This is a genomic window from Pseudomonas sp. Z18(2022), assembly GCF_036346535.1.
Taxonomy (GTDB): Bacteria; Pseudomonadota; Gammaproteobacteria; order Pseudomonadales; family Pseudomonadaceae; genus Aquipseudomonas; species Aquipseudomonas yamanorum_A.
The window spans coordinates 18721-36065 of sequence record NZ_JAOTOA010000008.1; the positions used below are offsets into that span (position 1 = coordinate 18721).

Genomic DNA, 17345 nt, shown 5'->3' on the forward strand with positions numbered 1-17345 from the left:
TAACGATGGCGCGGGCATCCTGGAAGCACCCATTGCCCTTGCGTTTTTCGCGAGCAAGCTCGCTCCTACAGGGGAGGTGCACTCAGAACGCATACTGCACCCGGCTGTAGTAATACCCGCCGGTAAACCCGAACGGCGAATAACTGCCCCAGTTGTCGCCGAACGAGGAGTTCTTCACGCCGATGTGATCCGGGTATTTGTCGAACAGGTTCTGCGCGCCCACGGCCACCGTCAGTTGCTTGGTGATCGCGTACGCCACGTCGAGGTCGGTGATCCACTTGGCCGAATAGGTGCGGTCCAGGCTCGGGTCGCTGGAGCTGTTGACCTCGGTGTAGGTGCCGTAGCGGGTCAAGCGCAGGTTGACGTCGAAGTCGTGGATCGCCCAGTCGGCAGAGAAGATCATCTTGCTGCTGGGTGAGGTCTTGGTGATCAGCGCGCGCGACTGGCGGCCCATCAACTGGAAGTCGCCCAGGGCGGCGAGCTGCGCCGGGGTGTCGTTGACGCTGAGGATTTGCGTGTGGTTGTAGTTCAGCGCCGCGGTCCATTTCACCGAGCCATAGCGGTCGAGGTTTTGCCGGTAGTTGCCCACCACGTCCACGCCGGAGGTACGGGTGTTGGCGCCGTTGGTGAAGTACTGCGCGCCCGCCGTGGCCGGTACGCCGATGCCGTCCAGCAACGCCGCAATGCCCGGGCCCTGGAAGCGTTCGCTGAGCACCAGGCGGTCCCGCAGGTTGATCACGTAGCCGTCCACCGTCAGGCTCAAGTCGTCGCTTGGGGTCAGGGCGAAACCGAGGCTGAAGTTGGTCGAGCGCTCCGGCTTCAGCGCCTTGGCGCCCAGGGCCTGGGCACCGGCGGAATCCACCGGCAGGATCACGTAGTTATATGACTGGTACACCCCGTTGATGGTGTCGAACCCGGTAGAGCGCGCGGTGAAGATTTCGTTGGCCAGGGACGGCGCACGAAAGCCGTTGCTCACGGTGCCGCGCAGGGCGAATACCGGGTTGAACGCATACCGAGTGCTGAGCTTGCCGCTGCGGGTACCGCCGACGCCTTCGTTGTAATGCTCGTAGCGCCCGGCCACGCCGACGTACCACTGCTCGGTGGGGTAGAAGCCCAGGTCGACATAGCTGGCGACGCTGTTGCGGCTGATCTTCTGTGCGTCTTCCGGGCGGATGCCGTTGGTGACCTGGGCGCCCGGGTCGGGTCGCTGCCCGGCCCGTGGATGGCCCGCGGGGAACACGTAGCCGCCATCGATATACGATGCCTCGGAGCCGGCGCGGGTCTCGTAGCTTTCGCGCCGGTGCTCCAGGCCGAACGCTACATCCAGCGGCTTGGCCAGGCCGATCTCGTAGGCGTTTTTCAGGTCCAGGTTGGTGGTGAGCTGGTCGGCGATGTAGATCCCGGAGGTGAACTTGTTCGGCGTGCTTTCACCCAGGGACGGGTTCTGGTTGTCGTAGGTGCGCTGCTTGGCGTAGTTGCGCCCGTAGGTGCTGCTCAGGTCCCAGGCCCAGCCGCCGCCGAGGTCATTGCTCTTCGCGCCGAAGGCCGATTGAAAGTCGGTCTCGTTGACCAGCCAGTACGGGCTGTAGCCGTTGGGGTAACCATTGGGGCCGGTGGTAATGGTGTTGCGGCCGTTGGGCAGGCGGAAGTTCTGGCCGTCGTTGTTCTCCCGGGTCGCGAGGGTGGAGAAGGAGTACAGCGTCAGGTCGTCGTTCAGCGGCAGGTCGAGGTTGTAGGCGACGTCGGCCAGTTGGCTGCGGGGCGAACCATAGCCTTTGTAGGTGTGGTGGCTGGAGGTGGCTTCGCGCGGGTCGGGTGAACCATCGGCCAGCGGGTAGTAATGGCTGCTGTAACCGTTGCTGCCGGCCTTGTTGTCGCGCTCCTGGTAGCGGGTGTCGAGGGACACGTTGAGCACCCCGGCTTCGCCCACCGCAAAGCCATAGTTCAGCGCCTCCTGGCCGGTGCCGCGCTTGCCGTCGTAGTTCTGGCCCAGGGTGGTGTCGGAGCTGCCGCCGGTGGTCTGCTTGAGGATGATATTGATCACCCCCGAAATCGCATCCGAACCGTACTGCGCCGCCGCACCGTCACGCAGCACTTCCACATGGTCGATGGCGGCTACCGGGATCAGGTCCAGGTCGCTGGGAGCGGCGCCGCTGTTGATGCCGTTGATGTTAAGGGTGGCGCTGGTGTGGCGGCGCTTGCCGTTGACCAGCACCAGTACGTGGGAAGCGGTGAGGCCGCGCAACGTGGCCGAGCGCACCACGCCGCTGGCGTCCCAACCGGCGCGGTCGGGCAGATTGAACGAGGGAATGAGTTTGCCCAGGGCTTCCAGCAGGCTCGGCTTGCCCACGGCCCGCAGTTGTTCGCCGCTGATCACATCAATCGGCGTGGGGCTGGTGGTAACCGTGCGTTGCTCGGCGCCACGGTTGCCGGTGACCACCACGGTGTCGAGGGTGGGAGAGCGGTCTTCGGCGGATTCGACGCCGAAGGAGGCCAGGCCGCAGGCCAGCGAGAGCGGCAGGAGTTTCAGTTGATTGTGCCGGTGTAACTTTTTGCGGTCAGGAAGCTTGCTGTGGTGAGAGAGCTTGCTGTGGCGAGGGAGCTTGCTGTGGCGAGGGAGCTTGCTCCCGCTGGGCTGCGCAGCAGCCCCAACGCCAGCGCCACGGCTTTCCAGGAGAACGGCGGTGTCAGGTTTTGGGGCCGCTACGCGCCCCAGCGGGAGCAAGCTCCCTCGCCACAAAGGCGTGGTCAGCCAGTTGATTTTTCGCATGAGAGTGAAGCTCCTTGGTCTCGGGTGATGTCCCTGTCAGCGTTTGCGCGCGGCAACCGCTTCGATTTCTACCAGCCCACCGGGCAGTGGCAACGCGACGACCTGCACCGCCGTGCGCGCCGGCTTTTTCGGTTGCTCGGCACTGCCGAAGAACGGCGTGTAGCCATCCTGCAAGCCGGCAAAATCCAGCTTGCCGCCCTTGGCAGGATCACCCACCAGGAACACCCGCAACTGCACCACATCCCCCAGGTCCAGCCCCTGGCTTTGCAGCACACCCTTGAGCTTGTTCAGGATCGAAGTGGTCTGGATCGCCGTGTCGCCATACGCGGCAAACGAGTCTTTCGGCGCCTTGGCGTCATGCACATCAGCCAGCAACCCACTGACAAACAGCAGCTCGGTCTGCGGTGGCACCGACACTGCCAGCGAGATCGGGAAGTTCGAGTTGGGCAGCGGCACGCGCTTGATCTCATCAGCGTGGGCGGCGAGGGTGGTGGCGGTCATCAGCAGTCCTGCAAGAAGAGTCTTCATGAGTTCATTCCCTGAGTGAGAAATTTCAGGCGGCAACGCCCGGTTGCTGGCGTTCGGCATGGCGGCCGATCAGCGCGACGATGCGCCGTGCCGAATCGGCGGCGCTGTTCTGCCAGATGCCGACGCCGCCGTGGGCGAGGGCGTCGCTGGCCAGGTACGTGCGGCCCTGAGGTTCGTTGAGCACGCGATAGGCGCTTTCGCCGACCTCGTCGTTGACGATCCACGGGCCCTTGCTGTAGCTGACTTTCGACCAGTTGATCGCCACCGGTTTTTGCAGCTTGGTGCTGTGGCCGGGGTGCAGCAGCTCCACCGCCTGGCGTGAAGAGGCGAACTGTTCGGCCAGGGATTTCTGGCTGAAGGCCTGGGCCGATTCGCTGGTGTTGTAGGCCGCCACCAGAATCCCCTGGGCGCTGTTGAGACGGTCGCTGGGGTACCACAAGCCTTTGACTTCATGGTCGAGGTACGACAGGCCGCCGTAGATGTTGAAGTCGGTTTCCCAGAAGCGCGGTGCCTGCCACGCCACCTTGTTGGCCTGGTCGCTTTGTGCGGTCTGGATCGCCTGCTTGAACGGTGCCGTGAAGTTGCTCGCAAGCTTGGCCAGCAGCGGCAAGGGCACGGTGACGATGGCGTAGTCGGCGCTCAGGGTCTGGGTCTTGCCGCTGAGACGGTCGCGGTAGCTGATGCGACTGCCTTGCTCCGACGTCTGGATATCGCTGACCTCAGCGTTGAAACGCACCGCATCTTTCAGGTGTTCGTAGAAGGCATACGGAATGCGGTCCATGCCGCCCACCGGCTGGAACATGGTGGAGGAAAACTCAGGTATTTCATCGAACACCAGCGCGCCCCACAGCTTGGGATTGAGCAGGGTTTGCAGCTCCAGCGGCGCGCGGGTCACGCCGGTCTGGTCGCCGGCGCCGGGCACGCGGGTGTAGCCGGAACGCACCGAGCCCTTGTATTGCAGGTCGCCGTTGAGGTCGCCATACACCTTGAGGAAACTCAGCAGGGCTTTGCGGTCGTCCACGCTCAGGTCCTGGTCCAGCGCCTTGCGGCTGACGGTGCGGGCCAGCAGTTCAGAGAGCTGGCCGCGGGTGTCGTTGACCGCCTGGCGCAGTTGGAACGCCGGCTGCTGCGTGTCCGGCCGGGCCAGGGCATTGCGGCTGCTGTTGACCAGCACTTGCAACTCCACACCCAGTTCGCGGCAGTAGCCGAGGATCGTTTGGTGGTGGCTGGGAATCCGCGCCGGGCCGGCATTGAAAAACTGCCCGTCGTCAAAGTCGACGGTCTGGCTGACGCCGTCGTCGAAGTCGACTTTGGTGCCTCGGCGCAGCGTCCAGTTGCGCCCACCCACCCGGTCACGGGCTTCCAGGATCGTCACGTTGAAACCGGCCTTGCGCAGCTCATAGGCGCTGACCAGCCCGGAGATTCCGGCGCCGACCACCACCACGCTCTTGCCTTTGCCGGTGCTGCCCAATTGCAGCGGGGTGAAGCTCGATGCCACTGCCTGAGGCGTCAGCCCCAGCGCGCCCAATGCGCTGACAGCGGCGGAATAACCGCCCACGGCGGCAATGCGGGAAATCAGTTCCCTGCGGGTAAAAGCCATGATTCGCTCCTTGAGATAGCGGTGCTTTTGGAGGTAGTAGCGTCAGAGGTCGTAGCGCACGGTCAGCAACAGGGTTCGCGGGTCGTTGACCGAGTAGTAGCGGGCGCCGCTGGAGGGCACGTAGCCCACCGACTGCGGGTAGGCGCGGTCCAGCAGGTTTTTCACCGCCAGGGTGGTGGTCCAGTGGCCGTCGCCGCTGATGTAGCGGGTGTTGGCGTTCCAGAAGGTTTGCTGCGGGATTTCCTGGATGTCGTCGTTCAGCGCATTGGCGTAGGACTTGGTCTGGAACTGCGCATCGGTGCCCGCAAGCAGAGTGCCGGGCAGCCCGGCCGGGATGGTGTAGTTCAGGCCCAGGCTGGCGTTCCAGCGCGGCGAGAACACCAACTGCTTGCCGTTGGCATCCACCCCGGCACCGCTGGCGTTCTGGAAGTCGTCGTACTTGCTTTGCAGGTAGCCGACGTTGGCGGTCAGTTGCAGGTCGCGGCTCAGGGCGGTGAGGGTTTCCAGCTCCACGCCGTAGGTGTGGGCACGGCCAACGTTGGTGCGCAGGCTCACCCCCAGCGCCGGGTCATAGGCGTTGGTTTGCAGGTCTTTGTAGTCGTTGTAGAACACCGCGACGTTGGCCCGCAGGCGCTGGTCGAAGAAGTCGCCCTTGACCCCGGTTTCCCAGGTGGTCACGTCTTCCGGGGAGAACGCCTGTTCGGCGGCGGCCTGGGTCGGTGCGCGGTTGTCGTAGCCGCCTGCCTTGAAGCCCTTGGCGACGTAGGCGTACTGGTTCAGGTGTGGGGTCCAGGCGTATTCGAAGCCGATTTTCGGGCTGGTGGATTGCCAGGATTTGCTCGACTCGGCGGTGAAGTTGGTGCCGGTGATCTGTCGGTCGGTGTTGATCGCATAGTTGGTGAAGTCGAAATTCTTGTGCTCGCGGGTAAAGCGCAAGCCGGCGATCAGCGACAGTTGTTGCGTGAGCTTGTAGGTGCCCTGGCCATACAGCGCATAGCTTTCGGTGTTGGTGGTGCTGTATTGGCCCTGGCCGATCACCCGGTTGCGGGCGACGGAATAGGTGAGGTTGTCGCGGTCGGCGTCGAACTTCTCGCGGTACAGGTACACGCCGGTGCTGAAGCTGAAATCGTCGTAGTCGCCGTTGAGCTGGAACTCCTGGGTCGCGTAGTTCTGCTTGTACAGGATCAGGTTGTTCTGGATCAGCGCGGCTTGCCCTGAGTTGTCGTAGTCCACCGGTTGGTGGAACGCCGAGTAGGCGGTGACGGACTTGAAACTCAGATGATCGTCGATCGCATAGATCGCCCGCAGCACCGAGCTGCCCTGGTCCAGGCGGTTCTTCGGGTCGAGGCTGCTGTAGCTCTTGAACTTGTCGAAATGCCCGTTGGCGTCGAAGGGCGTGTAGCTGGTGGTGTCGCCCCGGTCGAAGGTGCCGGCCAGGGTCAGTTGCACATCCCAGGGCGAATCCACCGGCTTGTAGCGCAGCTTGCCGCGATAGGACTGGATGTCGACGTTGTTCACGTCCTTGCCCCGTGTAGGGTCGGACACGGTGCCATCGCGGCTCAGGCGAATCGCCGAGAAGCTGCCGAACAGCGCGTTGTCCACCAACGGGCCGCTGATCAGCAGGCGGGCGTTCTGCGCGTCGTAGCTGCCGGCGCCCAGCTCCACGAATCCACGGGTTTCCTGGGTCGGGTCGCGGGTGATCACACGGATCGCGCCGGCGCTGCTGTTGCGTCCGTACAGCGTGCCCTGAGGGCCGCGCAGCACTTCGACGCGCTCCACATCGTTGAAGTCGAGCATCGAGGAAATGGCGCGGGGGATGTACAGGTCATCGGCGTAGACGGCGACGGCGGCTTCCTGGATCGGGTCGGTTTCACCGATGCCGCGGATGCCATAGGTCTGGGCGCTGTAGGAAATCGATTGGCGGCTGAGTGTCAGGTTCGGTACCTGGCCGGCGAGGTCGCGCACGCTGTTGATCTGCTTGTCTTCGAGGGCCTTTTCGTCGAACGCGGAAATCGCCAGCGGAGTTTTTTGCAGGTCTTCGCTGCGGTGCTCGGCGGTGACGTTGACCACCGGCAGGGCGGTGTCATCGGCGTGGGCGGTGAGGCCGAACAGGGCGAGGGAGACGGCCAGTGTCAGGCGATTGGGTACGGCGGTAGGACTCATGATGGACCCCTGAGGTGGTTGACGGTTTAGGCAAAGTCGGGCCTCCACCTGGTCAGGGGTCGGTAATGGATGTAACAGTATTTGTATAAATGCCGGGCGTAAAAGTCCGATTAGTTATAAGTTAATTATAAAAAATGGGTATGTAGTGGTTTGGTTGTGATGCGTAAGGCTGATGATATTTTTCGGCTGACAAAAAACAAATGTGGGAGCTGGCTTGCCTGCGATGGCGGTGGTTCAGTCACATTGATATCGACTGATCCATTGCTATCGCAGGCAAGCCAGCTCCCACATTTTTAATCGCGCTGGGCTTAGTAACCGCGTTGGGTATCGGCCAGGTTTTCCAGCGGCAGATTACCCAGATATCTTTCCAGGTTGCCCAGAAAACTGTCCGCAATATCATGCCGGCTATTGGTCGAAATCGCCGACGTATGCGGCGACACCCTGACCCTCGGATGCCCGTACAGCGCATGCCCGTCCGGCAATGGCTCAGGCTCGGTCACATCCAGCGAAGCCAGCCCGATGTGCCCGCTGTCCAGCGCCTCCAGCAGCGCCTCATGATCCACCAAACCACCCCGGGCAATGTTGATCAGGTGCAGTCCTGGCTTGGCGCTGCCCAACACATGACGATCCACAATATGCCGCGTCGCTTCCGTCAAAGGCGCAGCCAGTACCAGGTGATCAGCGCGCGCAAACAGGTCATGAATATCCCGCGCCGCTTCCACGCCATCCACGTCAAAGGTTGCCTGGCTTTGTCGCAACGCCACCACCTTGATCCCCAACCCATGAGCCTTCTGCGCAAGGCTGCGACCGATCGCACCAAACCCGAGAATCCCCAACGTAGTGCCCTTGAGCGGCCTCAACGGGGTGAACTGCCATTGCGAATCCTGCACCCAGATATCCGGCAAATGCTTGGCCGCCGCGAAGATCGCCGCCAGGGCGAACTCGGCGAGGTTTTCGGCGGCGCTGCCCCGTGAGGTGCTCACCGGCGGCCCGTTGAACAGCCATTTGGGGTAGAAATCGATGCCCGACGACACCACTTGAATCCACTGCACGCCATACGGCCAGCCCGGTGGCGGTGTGTCCGGCGCGGTGTAGCCACGCACGTTGATCGGCCGCGCCAGCAGGATATTGGCCTGGGGCGGCAAGTCGCTGGGTACGCCAGCGGGTACCCCGATCACCTCGGCACCGGGGTGCGTGAGGGCCAGGCGCTGGCGGATCACGGCGTTGAAATCTTCGTCCAGCTGGCTGGCGATAATCACCTGGCTCATGTGCGTTCCTTGTGTCGTTGAGCGAAGACGGCTTTGCCGACGCCTTGCAGCACCGCGTCGTTCTGCGGGGTGTGCACGCGGCTGCACAGCACGTCGCGGTAATGCCGTTGCAGCGGGCTGTGGCGGGACAAGCCGGGATTGCCTGAGGCCTCGATGGCCAGCTCCACGGCGCGGATCGCGTTGCCGGTCACCAGGTATTTGATTTGCGCCGCATTGGCTGCCGGGGTGTGCCCGTCGGCAGCAGCGTCCAGCAGGCTGCGGTTGGCAAACAGCAGGGTGTCGATATGCCCGACGGTCTCCTGAAAGCGCGGCAAGGTCGACAGCGCGGCGCCGAGGTTGGAGGGTTTGCGCTGTTCCAGCCAGTCCACCAGCCAGTCGCGCGCTGCCTGGGCCACGGCGTCGTACACCGATGAGAGCAGCACTGACATCCACAGGAACCCGTCGCCGTCCAGCTCTGCCTGTGGCGCGCTCCACGGGCTGACGCTGACCGCATGGTCCAACGGCACCAGCACGTTATCGAACACCACTTCGTGGCTGCAGGTAGCGCGCATGCCCAGGTGGTCCCAGGTGTCGATGATGCTGATGCCGGGGCTGTCCTTGGGCACCAGCCAGGCGCCTACCAGCGGGTCTTCATCGCTGCTGCGGGCCCACACGCTGAACCAGGTCAGGCCATGGCTGCCGGTGGAGTAGATCTTGCGCCCGCTGATGCGCCAACCGGCGGAGGTACGCCGTGCGACGGTCGCAGGCAGGCCGCCACGGGCCGGGGTGCCAAGATCCGGCTCGACCCGCAGCGCATTGATCAGCGCGCCATTGCGCACGGCGTCCTCGGCGACTTGGGTGCGCAGGGCAGGCGGCCAGGTTTTGCTGTCTTGCAGGCGGGTGTGTTGCAGGTACTGCATCACCAGGATCAACGCGGTGGAGGGCTCGCCCTTGGCGATGGCGCTGATGGCCTTGCGCGCCTGGGCCAGGTTGGCGCCGCCACCGCCCAACGCCTTGGGCACGGTCAGGGCGACGAGGCCGTGCTGGTGCAGCAGCTTGAAGTTGTCGTGGGGGAAGGCGCCGCTTTCATCGTAAAGGTGTGCGGTGGCGGCGAGCTGGGCGCTGAGGGTTTCCAGCAAGGCTTCGAAATTGGCCACTTCCACGGAGCGCAGTGAGGGTTGAGAAGAAAGGCTCATGGTCGGTTCACTCTGGATGGGTGTACACCGATCAATGTGGGAGCTGGCTTGCCTGCGATAGCGGAGTGTCAGCCGCTGAAAATGCAATCTGATACACCGCTATCGCAGGCAAGCCAGCTCCCACACTGGATCGTGTTCGTCTTCTAAATGGGCAGCAGCTTGAACTGCCGATCCCACAACGGGCTGACATCCAGCCGCTCGCTCAACACCCCGGCGTTGAAGAACAAATCCGCCACTTCCTGCTGCGAAGCGATGGCCTGGTCGTTCACCTCGATCACGCTGTAGGGCTGGCTGCGGTTGTTGTACACGTCGAGGAACACCGCTTTGTCCACCCCCAGCAACTTCGCCGATTTCTCGGCCCAGGGCTCGGGGTTGTTGTTCATCCATTCCAGGGTGCGCGCCTGGCGCTGCAGGTAATCCTGGATTGCCTGCTTGCGCAGCGGGTCTTCCAGGGCCGCGGGGCGGGCGCCGATCAGGTAGTTGCCGGAGAGGTAGCCGAGGGCGGTTTTCAATACCCGGGCGCCGCTGCGGAATTTCGCCAGCTGGATAAACACCCCGTAGATCACCCACGCGTCCAGCTGGCCGCTTTGGAACGCGCTGAAACCATCCTGCGGCGTGAGCGCCACGGGGGTGATGTCGTTGAACGTCAGCCCTTGTTCCTTCAAGGCCTTGATCAAAAAGTAGTGGGACGTGGTGGAGCGCACATAGCCCACGCGCTTGCCTTTGAGCTGGGCGATGGATTCAATTTTCGAATCCTTGGGAATCAGGATCACCTGGTTGTTCACGTCGCCTTGCAGCACCGCGATCAGCTTCGGTTCGCGGTGGCTCTGGATCGAAAAGATCGGCGGGATCTCACTCATGCCGCCAATGTCGAGGCTGCCCGAGGCCAGCGCTTCGACGATCAGGTTGCCGCCGGCAAACTCGGCGTAGTCGACCTTGTAGGGGGTGTTGGAGGTACCGGCATCGTCGGTGAAGTACGAGTCCTGGCCACGGTAGGTGGCGACGGCAAGGGTCAGGTCCGAGAGCTTCGCAGCGCCTGCGAAAGCCCGTGGTACCAGCGAGGCAAGCCCCAGCGCACCAAGGGCAATCGAACTGGCGCCCAGGAAGCCGCGACGATTGAACTGTCCCTGTTTGATCGTGTTCGTCATGGTCGGGTCCTGGTCAGATGGCAATCTGTGTTGGCTGCGATTCAAGGGCCGCGCTGTAGCGGTTGGACGGCACCTCCAGGCCAAGGTTGTCCCGCAGGGTGACGCCGCTGTATTCGCTGCGGAACAGGCCGCGCTGTTGCAGCACCGGCACCACCAGCTCGGTGAAGTACTGGAGGCCGTCCGGCAGCAGTGAATTGATGATGAACCCGTCGGCCGCGCCGGCTTCGAACCAGGTCTGGATCGCGTCGGCAACCTGTTCAGGCGTGCCGACAAAATCGCGCTTGGGCCGGGAGAAACGCAGGGCCACTTCCCGCAGGGTCAGGCCCTCGTCGCGGGCCAGTTGCTTGATGCGGTCGGAGCCGCCTTTCTGGCTGTTGGAGCCCAGGTCGCCCAGTTCCGGGAAGGGCTCGTCCAACGGGTACTTACTGAAATCGTGGTCATTGAACGGGCGGCCCAGGGCGACGATCGCATCTTCGACGGTCACCAGTTCCACCGCTTGTTGATAGCGACGTTCCACCTCGGCCTCATCGCGGCCAACAATCGGGCGGATGCCCGGCAGGATCGACAACTGATCGGCATCACGACCAAAACGGCGGGCGCGTTGTTTCAAGTCCTGGGCGTAGGCTTTGGCTTCGTCGAAGGTCTCGGCGTGCACGAAAATCGCGTCGCTGTTCTCGGCGGCAAAATTGCGCCCGTCCTGGGAGGTGCCCGCCTGGAAAATCACCGGTTGGCCCTGGCGCGAGCGGGCGATATTCAGCGGGCCCTTGACCGAGAAAAACTCGCCCTTGTGCTCCAGCGCGTGCAGCTTGCCGGGGGTGAAGAACTCGCCGCTCTGCTTGTTGTAGGCGAAGGCATCGTCTTCCCAGGAATCCCACAGGCCCTTGACCACATTCACGTGCTCCTTGGCGATGCGGTAGCGCACGGCATGGGGCGGGTGCTCGGCCTTGCCGAAGTTGTCGGCGGTGCCGCTGAGCCACGAGGTGACCACGTTCCAGCCGGCGCGGCCGCCGCTGATGTGGTCCAGGGAGGCGAACTGGCGCGCCACTTGGAACGGCTCGGTGTAGCTAACAGTGACGGTCGCCACCAGGCCGATGTTCGAGGTCAAGGCCGCGAGGGCGGAAAGGATGGTCAGCGGCTCAAAGCGGTTGAGGTAGTGCGGGCTGGATTTCTCATGGATATGCAGGCTGTCGGCGATGAACACGAAATCGAATTTCGCGCCTTCGGCCAGTTGCGTCTGATGCTTGTAGAACCCGAAGTTGACGCTGGCATTGGGTTGCGCCTGCGGGTGGCGCCATTCGCCCCAGCCGTGACCGACGCCGTGCACCATGGCACCGAGTTTCAGTTGGCGTTTGCTCATGATCGATCTCCTGTTAGCGGGAAGCTTGGGTAAGGGGGGCGCGCTTGGCGTTGAAGCTCTTGTCGAAGCCTGGGGATACGTCGATGTGTCGGGTCAGCAGGCCTTCTTCCTGGTAGATGTCGGCGGTGGTTTGCAGGCCGCTGATCACCGAGTCGTCAATCGCCACCGGCTGCATATGGGTGGCGTTGGCCACGGCCACATGCACCTCCAGCGGCAGGCCGGTGATTTTGGCCATGGCTGCGGCGAACTCCTGCGGGTGGTCGTTGCTCCAGCGGTAGGCGCGGTCGACCCGGGCGACGAAGTCATCCAGTTGCACGCGCTTGTCGGCGATCGCCTGGCTGGTGGCGGCGAGGTACAGATGGTTGCTCAGCAGGTTGTTGCCGCTGGCGAGCACCTTGGCCTGGCTTTGGGAGGTGACCACCGTGGTGTAGGGGTCCCACGTCGACCAGGCATCGGCGGTGCCGTTATCCAGTACCAGCCGTGACTCGCTGGGCAGCAGGAAGATGAACTGCACGTCGTGGGTGGAAAGGCCGGCGCTGCGCAGTGCTTTGATCGCCAGGAAGTGCCCGATGGAGCCGCGTGTGGTGACGATGCGTTTGCCTTTGAGGTCGGCGACGCTGTTGATCGGCGAATCCTTGGGCACGATGATCGCAGTGGTGTTGCGGCCTTCGGCGTGGATGATGCTCACCACCTTCAGCGGCGCACCGGCACCGAGGGCGAATACATAGGGCGCATCGCCCAGGGCACCGATGTCCACGGCGCCGGCGTTGAGGGCTTCGCCCAACGGCGCGGCGGCGGGGAACTCGGACCACTGGATTTCGTAGGGCACACTTTTGGTTTCGCCGGCGACTTCCAGCAGGGCCTTGATGGTGGATTTCTGGTTGGCCACCCGCAGGGGTTGCAGGTCGGCGGCCTGGCAGGTCGCGCCCAGGGTGAGGGCGGCCAATATAAGGGCAAGGGTCAAGCGCATCAGGCGGGCTCCAGGCTAAGTCTTGGGTTCAGTCGCCTCCGCCTGGAGAAGGGGTCGGCCGGTCGTGGGAAACGGGGCGAGCGGGCTCGCCCCGGGCAGTGTTCAGATCACGTAGAAACCATGGGTGCCGTCGCGGGCCAACTGGTCCACCAGGCCAAACTCCCAATCCAGGTAGGCCTGCATGGCTTCCCTCGGGTTGTCAGTGCCTTCATACGGGCGGCGGTAGCGGTCGATGCGCGGCGAGGCGAGGCGGGTTTCGCCTTCTTCCAGGGGCAGTTGCGCGGCGATCCAGCTGGCGGTGCCGTCCTGCAGCAGGAACACGGGCTTGCCGGTCAGCGCTTCGACTTCGGCGACGGCCAGGCGCGCCAGTTGGCTGCTGCCGCAGGTCAGCACGTAGCGCTCGGCGGCGGGCACCTTGCGCAAGGCCTCTGGTAGTTGCGCGCGCAATGCCCACCATGCACCGGGAATGTGGCGCTTGACGTAGTTGGCGCTGGCGGTGAAATCCAGTACTGCGGTGTCGCCATGAGCCTGCCATTCGGCGAGGGTATGCGGGCTGATCAGCTCGGCCTGTTGCGGTGCCGGGACCGGGGCAACCCAGTTGCCCGTTGCACTGAAGTGCTCAGGCTGCAGGCCATCCAGCACATACACTTCCCAGCCCAGTTGCGCGAGCCAGGACGCCGACATGTTGGCCCGCACGCCGTCGTCATCTGCCAGTACCAGCCGGGCGCCACGGACGCTGGCGACGTGATCGGTTTCCTGCACCAGCTGGCCGCCCGGTGTGGAGCGCGCGCCGGGCAGGTGGCCGGCTTCGAATTCTTCCGGGGTGCGAACGTCGAACAGGTAAGTGGTGCGGGCGGCTTCCTGCTGCCAGCGGTGCAGGTCGGCGAGGGTGGCGCGGCCTGCGCGGGCCTTGTCGGCAACGTGGCGGGCGTCCTTGGCGGCAATCTGGCGATGGGCTTCGGACGTCGGCGCAAAGCGGCGAGCCTGCCCGTGTTGCAGCTTTTGCCCGGCGAGGGTCCAGCCGATGGTGCCGTTGCGCAGGGCCGACACCGGGTTGGCGATGCCCGCATTGATCAGTGACTGGGTGCCGATGATGCTGCGGGTACGCCCGGCGCAATTGACGATGATGCGGGTGGCCGGGTCCGGCGCCAGTTCACGGGCGCGCAGCACCAGTTCGGCCCCGGGCACGCTGATGCCGGTGGGAATGCTCATGGTCTGGTATTCATCGAAGCGGCGGGCGTCGAGCACCACCACGTCGGCGTTGCTGTCGAGCAAGGCCTGGACTTCTTCCGCCGCAAGAGACGGCGTGTGGCGCTGGCTTTCCACCAGTTCGCCAAAGGATTTGCTCGGCACGTTGACGTCGATAAACAGCTCGCCACCGGCGTTGCGCCAACCGTCCAGGCCACCTTCCAGCAGGCCGACCTGGGTGTAGCCGAGCGCCTGCAAGCGCTGGGCGGCGACCTGCGCCAGGCCTTCGCCGTTGTCGTACACGGTGACGCGGGTGTCCCGGCGCGGGATGCGCGAGTACACCTCCAGTTCCAGTTTCGACAGCGGGATATTCGCGGCGAACAGGGGGTGGGATTCGGCGAAAGGCGCTTCCTCGCGCACATCCACGAGGGCGACTTCTTCACGGTCCAACAGGGCCTGGCGAATCTGGGCGAAGGTGCGGTTCGATACAGTCATGGGGCAGGGCTCTCTTTGGACAAGGCGTCTTTGGACAAATCCCAGATGTTCGGGAGAAAGGCGTTGGAATAACCGGAGATGAACAGTTTCTCGCTGCCGTCCGGCTGGTACACGGCGCGGCGCACGGCACCGATATTGGCGCCGTAGACATGAATGCTGACGGACACCTGGTCGCTGAAGGCATTGCTGACTTGATGGATGTCACCGATCTTCGGCGACACGGCTTCCACCTGGCCGGGTTCCAGCTGGATACGCTTGCCGTCAGGGATCAGTGCCCCCTCGGCGTTACGCTCGTAGCCCTGGGAATACTCGGAACCCCGCAGCATGCCGATCAGCCCCCACACCCGATGGTCATGGATCGGCGTGGTCTGCCCCGGCCCCCACACAAAGCTGACGATGCTGAAGCGCTGGCGCGAATCGGCGTGCAGCAGGAATTGCTGATAACGCTCGGGGTTGGGTTGGGCAAACTCGTCCGGCAGCCAGTCGTCATGGCTCACCAGTTGCGCCAGCAGCTTGCCGCCACGGTGCAGCAGGTCGCCTTCGCGAGGGTTGCCGTCGATCAATTCCGCCAGGGCGCCAATGAATGCTCTGAGTCTCTCCGGGTGTCGGGCCTGGGTCATGACAATTCCATCGTGGGTGGTTCGTGGTGATGGGTTTATCTAAGCATAATGTTTATAGTTAATATGCTATTTTTTAATGATTAGGTTATAGCTGAAAGTAATTTAGAACCGGTTTGAATAGCGTTAGACGTTATCGATCCGCCCGTGGGCTATCCAGCCATCGGGATTGGAACTATGCTTTTCACACATCTTAATGACTGTTCTCTATGTGCGGCCCAAATGAAAATTGACGATATCGATGCCTTTGTCGAAGTGATTCGTTGCCAGTCCATCAGCCATGCCGCCGAGTCGTTGCAACTGACCCAGCCGGCCATCACCCGTCGCGTGCAGAACTTCGAGCAGGCGTTGGGGGTGGAGTTGTTCGACCGCAACACCAAGCCGCTCAAGCCTACTTTGATCGGTACGCGGGTGTATGAACAGTGCCGTTCGATCCTTCGGGAAATGGACGCCCTGCGCGAACTGGTGGCCACCGACGCACCGCCCACCGGCTTGCTGCGCCTGGGCGTGCCGCAAACCATCGGCGACGTGGTGCTGCTGGATGCCCTCAAGCACCTGCGCAACGAATACCCCGAGCTGCGGGCCCAGGTGGCTACCGGCTGGGGCAGCCAACTGGTGGGCAAGATCGAGCGCGGCGAACTGGACGCAGCGGCGGCGTTGTTTCCGGCGGGCAAGATCTTCCCGGACAACATCGTCGGCGAGTCCATCGGCAAGATGGAACTGGTGGTGGTGTGTGCCAAGGCCCAACTGCCGAAAAAACCGTGCAAGCTGGCCGATGTGTACCAGAGCGGCTGGATCCTGAACCCGGATGGCTGCGGTTTCCGCGCCGGGTTGCAACGCACCTTGTCGGACCAGGGCCTGGCGTTGCGGGTCAACCTGGAGACCTTCGGCACCGAGCTGCAACTGGGCCTGGTGGCAGATGGCCTGGGCCTTGGCCTGGTGCCACGGCCGTTGCTGGAACGCAGTGCCCATCGCGATCAGTTGGCGGCCATGCCGCTGAAGGATTTCAAGCCGGTGATGGACCTGTGGCTGATCTACCCGCACTTCCTCGGCAACCTGCAAGGGCCGGTGGATGCGTTTGGCGAGTTGGTGGCGGCGTCGTTGCACAAGATCCGGAATGCGGCGTGATATGAAAAAAAATAATAATTAGCTTAGATTAAAATGTGCTTTTTATTATTTTTTGGCATCCCCTAGGCTTGTCTGGAAGTCCTTAAGGCCATCCAGGAAATTTTGCCATGAGCAGCGTCACCTCGATCTCCAGTGTCTCGAACAACGTCCGCCAGCGGGTCACCCCGGAAGAGTGGGAGGTGCGCGTCAAGCTGGCGGCGGCCTATCGGCTGGCCGCTCTATACAAGTGGACTGACCACATCTACACCCACTTCTCCGCCCGCGTGCCGGGGCCTGAAGAGCATTTTCTGATCAACGCCTATGGGTTGTTGTTCGATGAGATCAGTGCTTCCAACCTGGTCAAGGTGGACATCGACGGTACGATCGTCGATGACCCTACCGGGCTGGGGATCAATTACGCGGGCTACGTGATCCACAGTGCTATCCATGCGGCTCGTCATGACCTGCAGGCTGTGCTGCATACGCATACTCGCGACGGTATTGCGGTGTCGGCGCAGAAGGACGGGTTGTTGCCTATCTCTCAGCATTCCATCGGATTTTCCGGGCGTGTGGCGTACCACGGGTATGAAGGCGTGGCGCTTGACCTGGATGAGCGCGAGCGGCTGGTGGCGGACCTGGGGGACAAGAGCGTGATGATCCTGCGTAACCATGGGTTGCTGACGGCGGGGGTGAGTGTGGAGCATGCGTTCCAGCAGCTGCAGGGGTTGGAGCGGGCGTGCAATATCCAGATCGCGGCGCAGGCGGGGGGGAATGCTGAGCTGATCTTTCCGCCGGCCGAGGTGGTGGCCAAGGTGGAGAAGCAGGCGCAGGTGTTCAAGAGCGGGGATGGGCCGGGGGTGGCGCGGCACTGGAATGCGTTGATTCGGCAGTTGGAGCGTACGGATACTGATTACAAGCTCTGAGGGTGTGGGATCGAGTACATATCCGTCGCGGGTAAA

The 17345-nt window shown here is 63.2% G+C and carries 13 protein-coding genes; 2 read left to right on the top strand and 11 right to left on the bottom strand.

Annotated elements, in window-relative coordinates:
* Positions 1–82 precede the first annotated feature (82 nt).
* From V3W39_RS17610 to V3W39_RS17660, 11 genes are all read right to left on the bottom strand, one after another.
* On the bottom strand, positions 83–2770 hold the full coding sequence (locus V3W39_RS17610) for a TonB-dependent receptor plug domain-containing protein (protein WP_330213020.1): 2688 nt from the start codon (positions 2768–2770) through the stop codon (positions 83–85).
* A 36-nt stretch (positions 2771–2806) separates the two neighbouring features.
* The gene (locus V3W39_RS17615; RefSeq protein WP_177115442.1) at positions 2807–3298 is read right to left on the bottom strand and encodes a RidA family protein; all 492 of its coding nucleotides are present in this window, start codon (positions 3296–3298) and stop codon (positions 2807–2809) included.
* 25 nt (positions 3299–3323) lie between these two features.
* On the bottom strand, positions 3324–4898 hold the full coding sequence (locus V3W39_RS17620; RefSeq protein WP_330213021.1) for a flavin monoamine oxidase family protein: 1575 nt from the start codon (positions 4896–4898) through the stop codon (positions 3324–3326).
* A gap of 42 nt (positions 4899–4940) precedes the next feature.
* Positions 4941–7061: a TonB-dependent receptor gene (locus V3W39_RS17625; RefSeq protein ID WP_177121741.1), complete on the bottom strand. Its 2121-nt coding sequence runs from the start codon at positions 7059–7061 to the stop codon at positions 4941–4943.
* Between the two features lie 308 nt (positions 7062–7369).
* On the bottom strand, positions 7370–8329 hold the full coding sequence (locus tag V3W39_RS17630; RefSeq protein ID WP_177041571.1) for a D-isomer specific 2-hydroxyacid dehydrogenase family protein: 960 nt from the start codon (positions 8327–8329) through the stop codon (positions 7370–7372).
* The gene (locus V3W39_RS17635; protein ID WP_177079905.1) at positions 8326–9504 is read right to left on the bottom strand and encodes an acyl-CoA dehydrogenase family protein; all 1179 of its coding nucleotides are present in this window, start codon (positions 9502–9504) and stop codon (positions 8326–8328) included. The genes V3W39_RS17630 and V3W39_RS17635 overlap by 4 nt, the downstream gene beginning before the upstream one ends.
* 143 nt (positions 9505–9647) lie before the next feature.
* Positions 9648–10652, bottom strand: a complete 1005-nt coding sequence (locus V3W39_RS17640) for an ABC transporter substrate-binding protein (protein ID WP_177121740.1) — start codon at positions 10650–10652, stop codon at positions 9648–9650.
* Positions 10653–10665: 13 nt separating this feature from the next.
* Complete coding sequence (locus tag V3W39_RS17645; RefSeq protein WP_330213022.1) at positions 10666–12009, bottom strand: LLM class flavin-dependent oxidoreductase; 1344 nt, start codon at positions 12007–12009, stop codon at positions 10666–10668.
* 13 nt (positions 12010–12022) lie between these two features.
* Complete coding sequence (locus tag V3W39_RS17650; protein ID WP_330213023.1) at positions 12023–12979, bottom strand: ABC transporter substrate-binding protein; 957 nt, start codon at positions 12977–12979, stop codon at positions 12023–12025.
* 102 nt (positions 12980–13081) lie between these two features.
* Positions 13082–14662 carry a rhodanese-related sulfurtransferase gene (locus V3W39_RS17655; RefSeq protein WP_330213024.1) on the bottom strand — a complete coding sequence of 527 codons (1581 nt, stop codon included), beginning with the start codon at positions 14660–14662 and terminating at the stop codon, positions 13082–13084.
* Complete coding sequence (locus V3W39_RS17660; RefSeq protein WP_177079902.1) at positions 14659–15282, bottom strand: cysteine dioxygenase; 624 nt, start codon at positions 15280–15282, stop codon at positions 14659–14661. The genes V3W39_RS17655 and V3W39_RS17660 overlap by 4 nt, the downstream gene beginning before the upstream one ends.
* 219 nt (positions 15283–15501) lie before the next feature.
* Here V3W39_RS17660 and V3W39_RS17665 point away from each other — a divergent pair, with 219 nt between their 5' ends.
* The gene (locus V3W39_RS17665; RefSeq protein WP_177041584.1) at positions 15502–16407 is read left to right on the top strand and encodes a LysR family transcriptional regulator; all 906 of its coding nucleotides are present in this window, start codon (positions 15502–15504) and stop codon (positions 16405–16407) included.
* A 107-nt stretch (positions 16408–16514) separates the two neighbouring features.
* Positions 16515–17309, top strand: coding sequence for a class II aldolase/adducin family protein (locus tag V3W39_RS17670; protein WP_177041586.1), 795 nt, complete (start codon positions 16515–16517; stop codon positions 17307–17309).
* Positions 17310–17345 lie beyond the last annotated feature (36 nt).

What these genes read in the sequence shown, in the direction of transcription:
- V3W39_RS17645 (WP_330213022.1), bottom strand. Translation starts at nt 12,009, where the DNA reads ATGAGCAAACGCCAACTGAAACTCGGTGCCATGGTGCACGGCGTCGGT.
- V3W39_RS17670 (WP_177041586.1), top strand. Translation starts at nt 16,515, where the DNA reads ATGAGCAGCGTCACCTCGATCTCCAGTGTCTCGAACAACGTCCGCCAG.
- V3W39_RS17655 (WP_330213024.1), bottom strand. Translation starts at nt 14,662, where the DNA reads ATGACTGTATCGAACCGCACCTTCGCCCAGATTCGCCAGGCCCTGTTG.
- V3W39_RS17610 (WP_330213020.1), bottom strand. Translation starts at nt 2,770, where the DNA reads ATGCGAAAAATCAACTGGCTGACCACGCCTTTGTGGCGAGGGAGCTTG.
- V3W39_RS17630 (WP_177041571.1), bottom strand. Translation starts at nt 8,329, where the DNA reads ATGAGCCAGGTGATTATCGCCAGCCAGCTGGACGAAGATTTCAACGCC.
- V3W39_RS17615 (WP_177115442.1), bottom strand. Translation starts at nt 3,298, where the DNA reads ATGAAGACTCTTCTTGCAGGACTGCTGATGACCGCCACCACCCTCGCC.
- V3W39_RS17665 (WP_177041584.1), top strand. Translation starts at nt 15,502, where the DNA reads ATGAAAATTGACGATATCGATGCCTTTGTCGAAGTGATTCGTTGCCAG.
- V3W39_RS17660 (WP_177079902.1), bottom strand. Translation starts at nt 15,282, where the DNA reads ATGACCCAGGCCCGACACCCGGAGAGACTCAGAGCATTCATTGGCGCC.
- V3W39_RS17650 (WP_330213023.1), bottom strand. Translation starts at nt 12,979, where the DNA reads ATGCGCTTGACCCTTGCCCTTATATTGGCCGCCCTCACCCTGGGCGCG.
- V3W39_RS17640 (WP_177121740.1), bottom strand. Translation starts at nt 10,652, where the DNA reads ATGACGAACACGATCAAACAGGGACAGTTCAATCGTCGCGGCTTCCTG.
- V3W39_RS17625 (WP_177121741.1), bottom strand. Translation starts at nt 7,061, where the DNA reads ATGAGTCCTACCGCCGTACCCAATCGCCTGACACTGGCCGTCTCCCTC.
- V3W39_RS17635 (WP_177079905.1), bottom strand. Translation starts at nt 9,504, where the DNA reads ATGAGCCTTTCTTCTCAACCCTCACTGCGCTCCGTGGAAGTGGCCAAT.
- V3W39_RS17620 (WP_330213021.1), bottom strand. Translation starts at nt 4,898, where the DNA reads ATGGCTTTTACCCGCAGGGAACTGATTTCCCGCATTGCCGCCGTGGGC.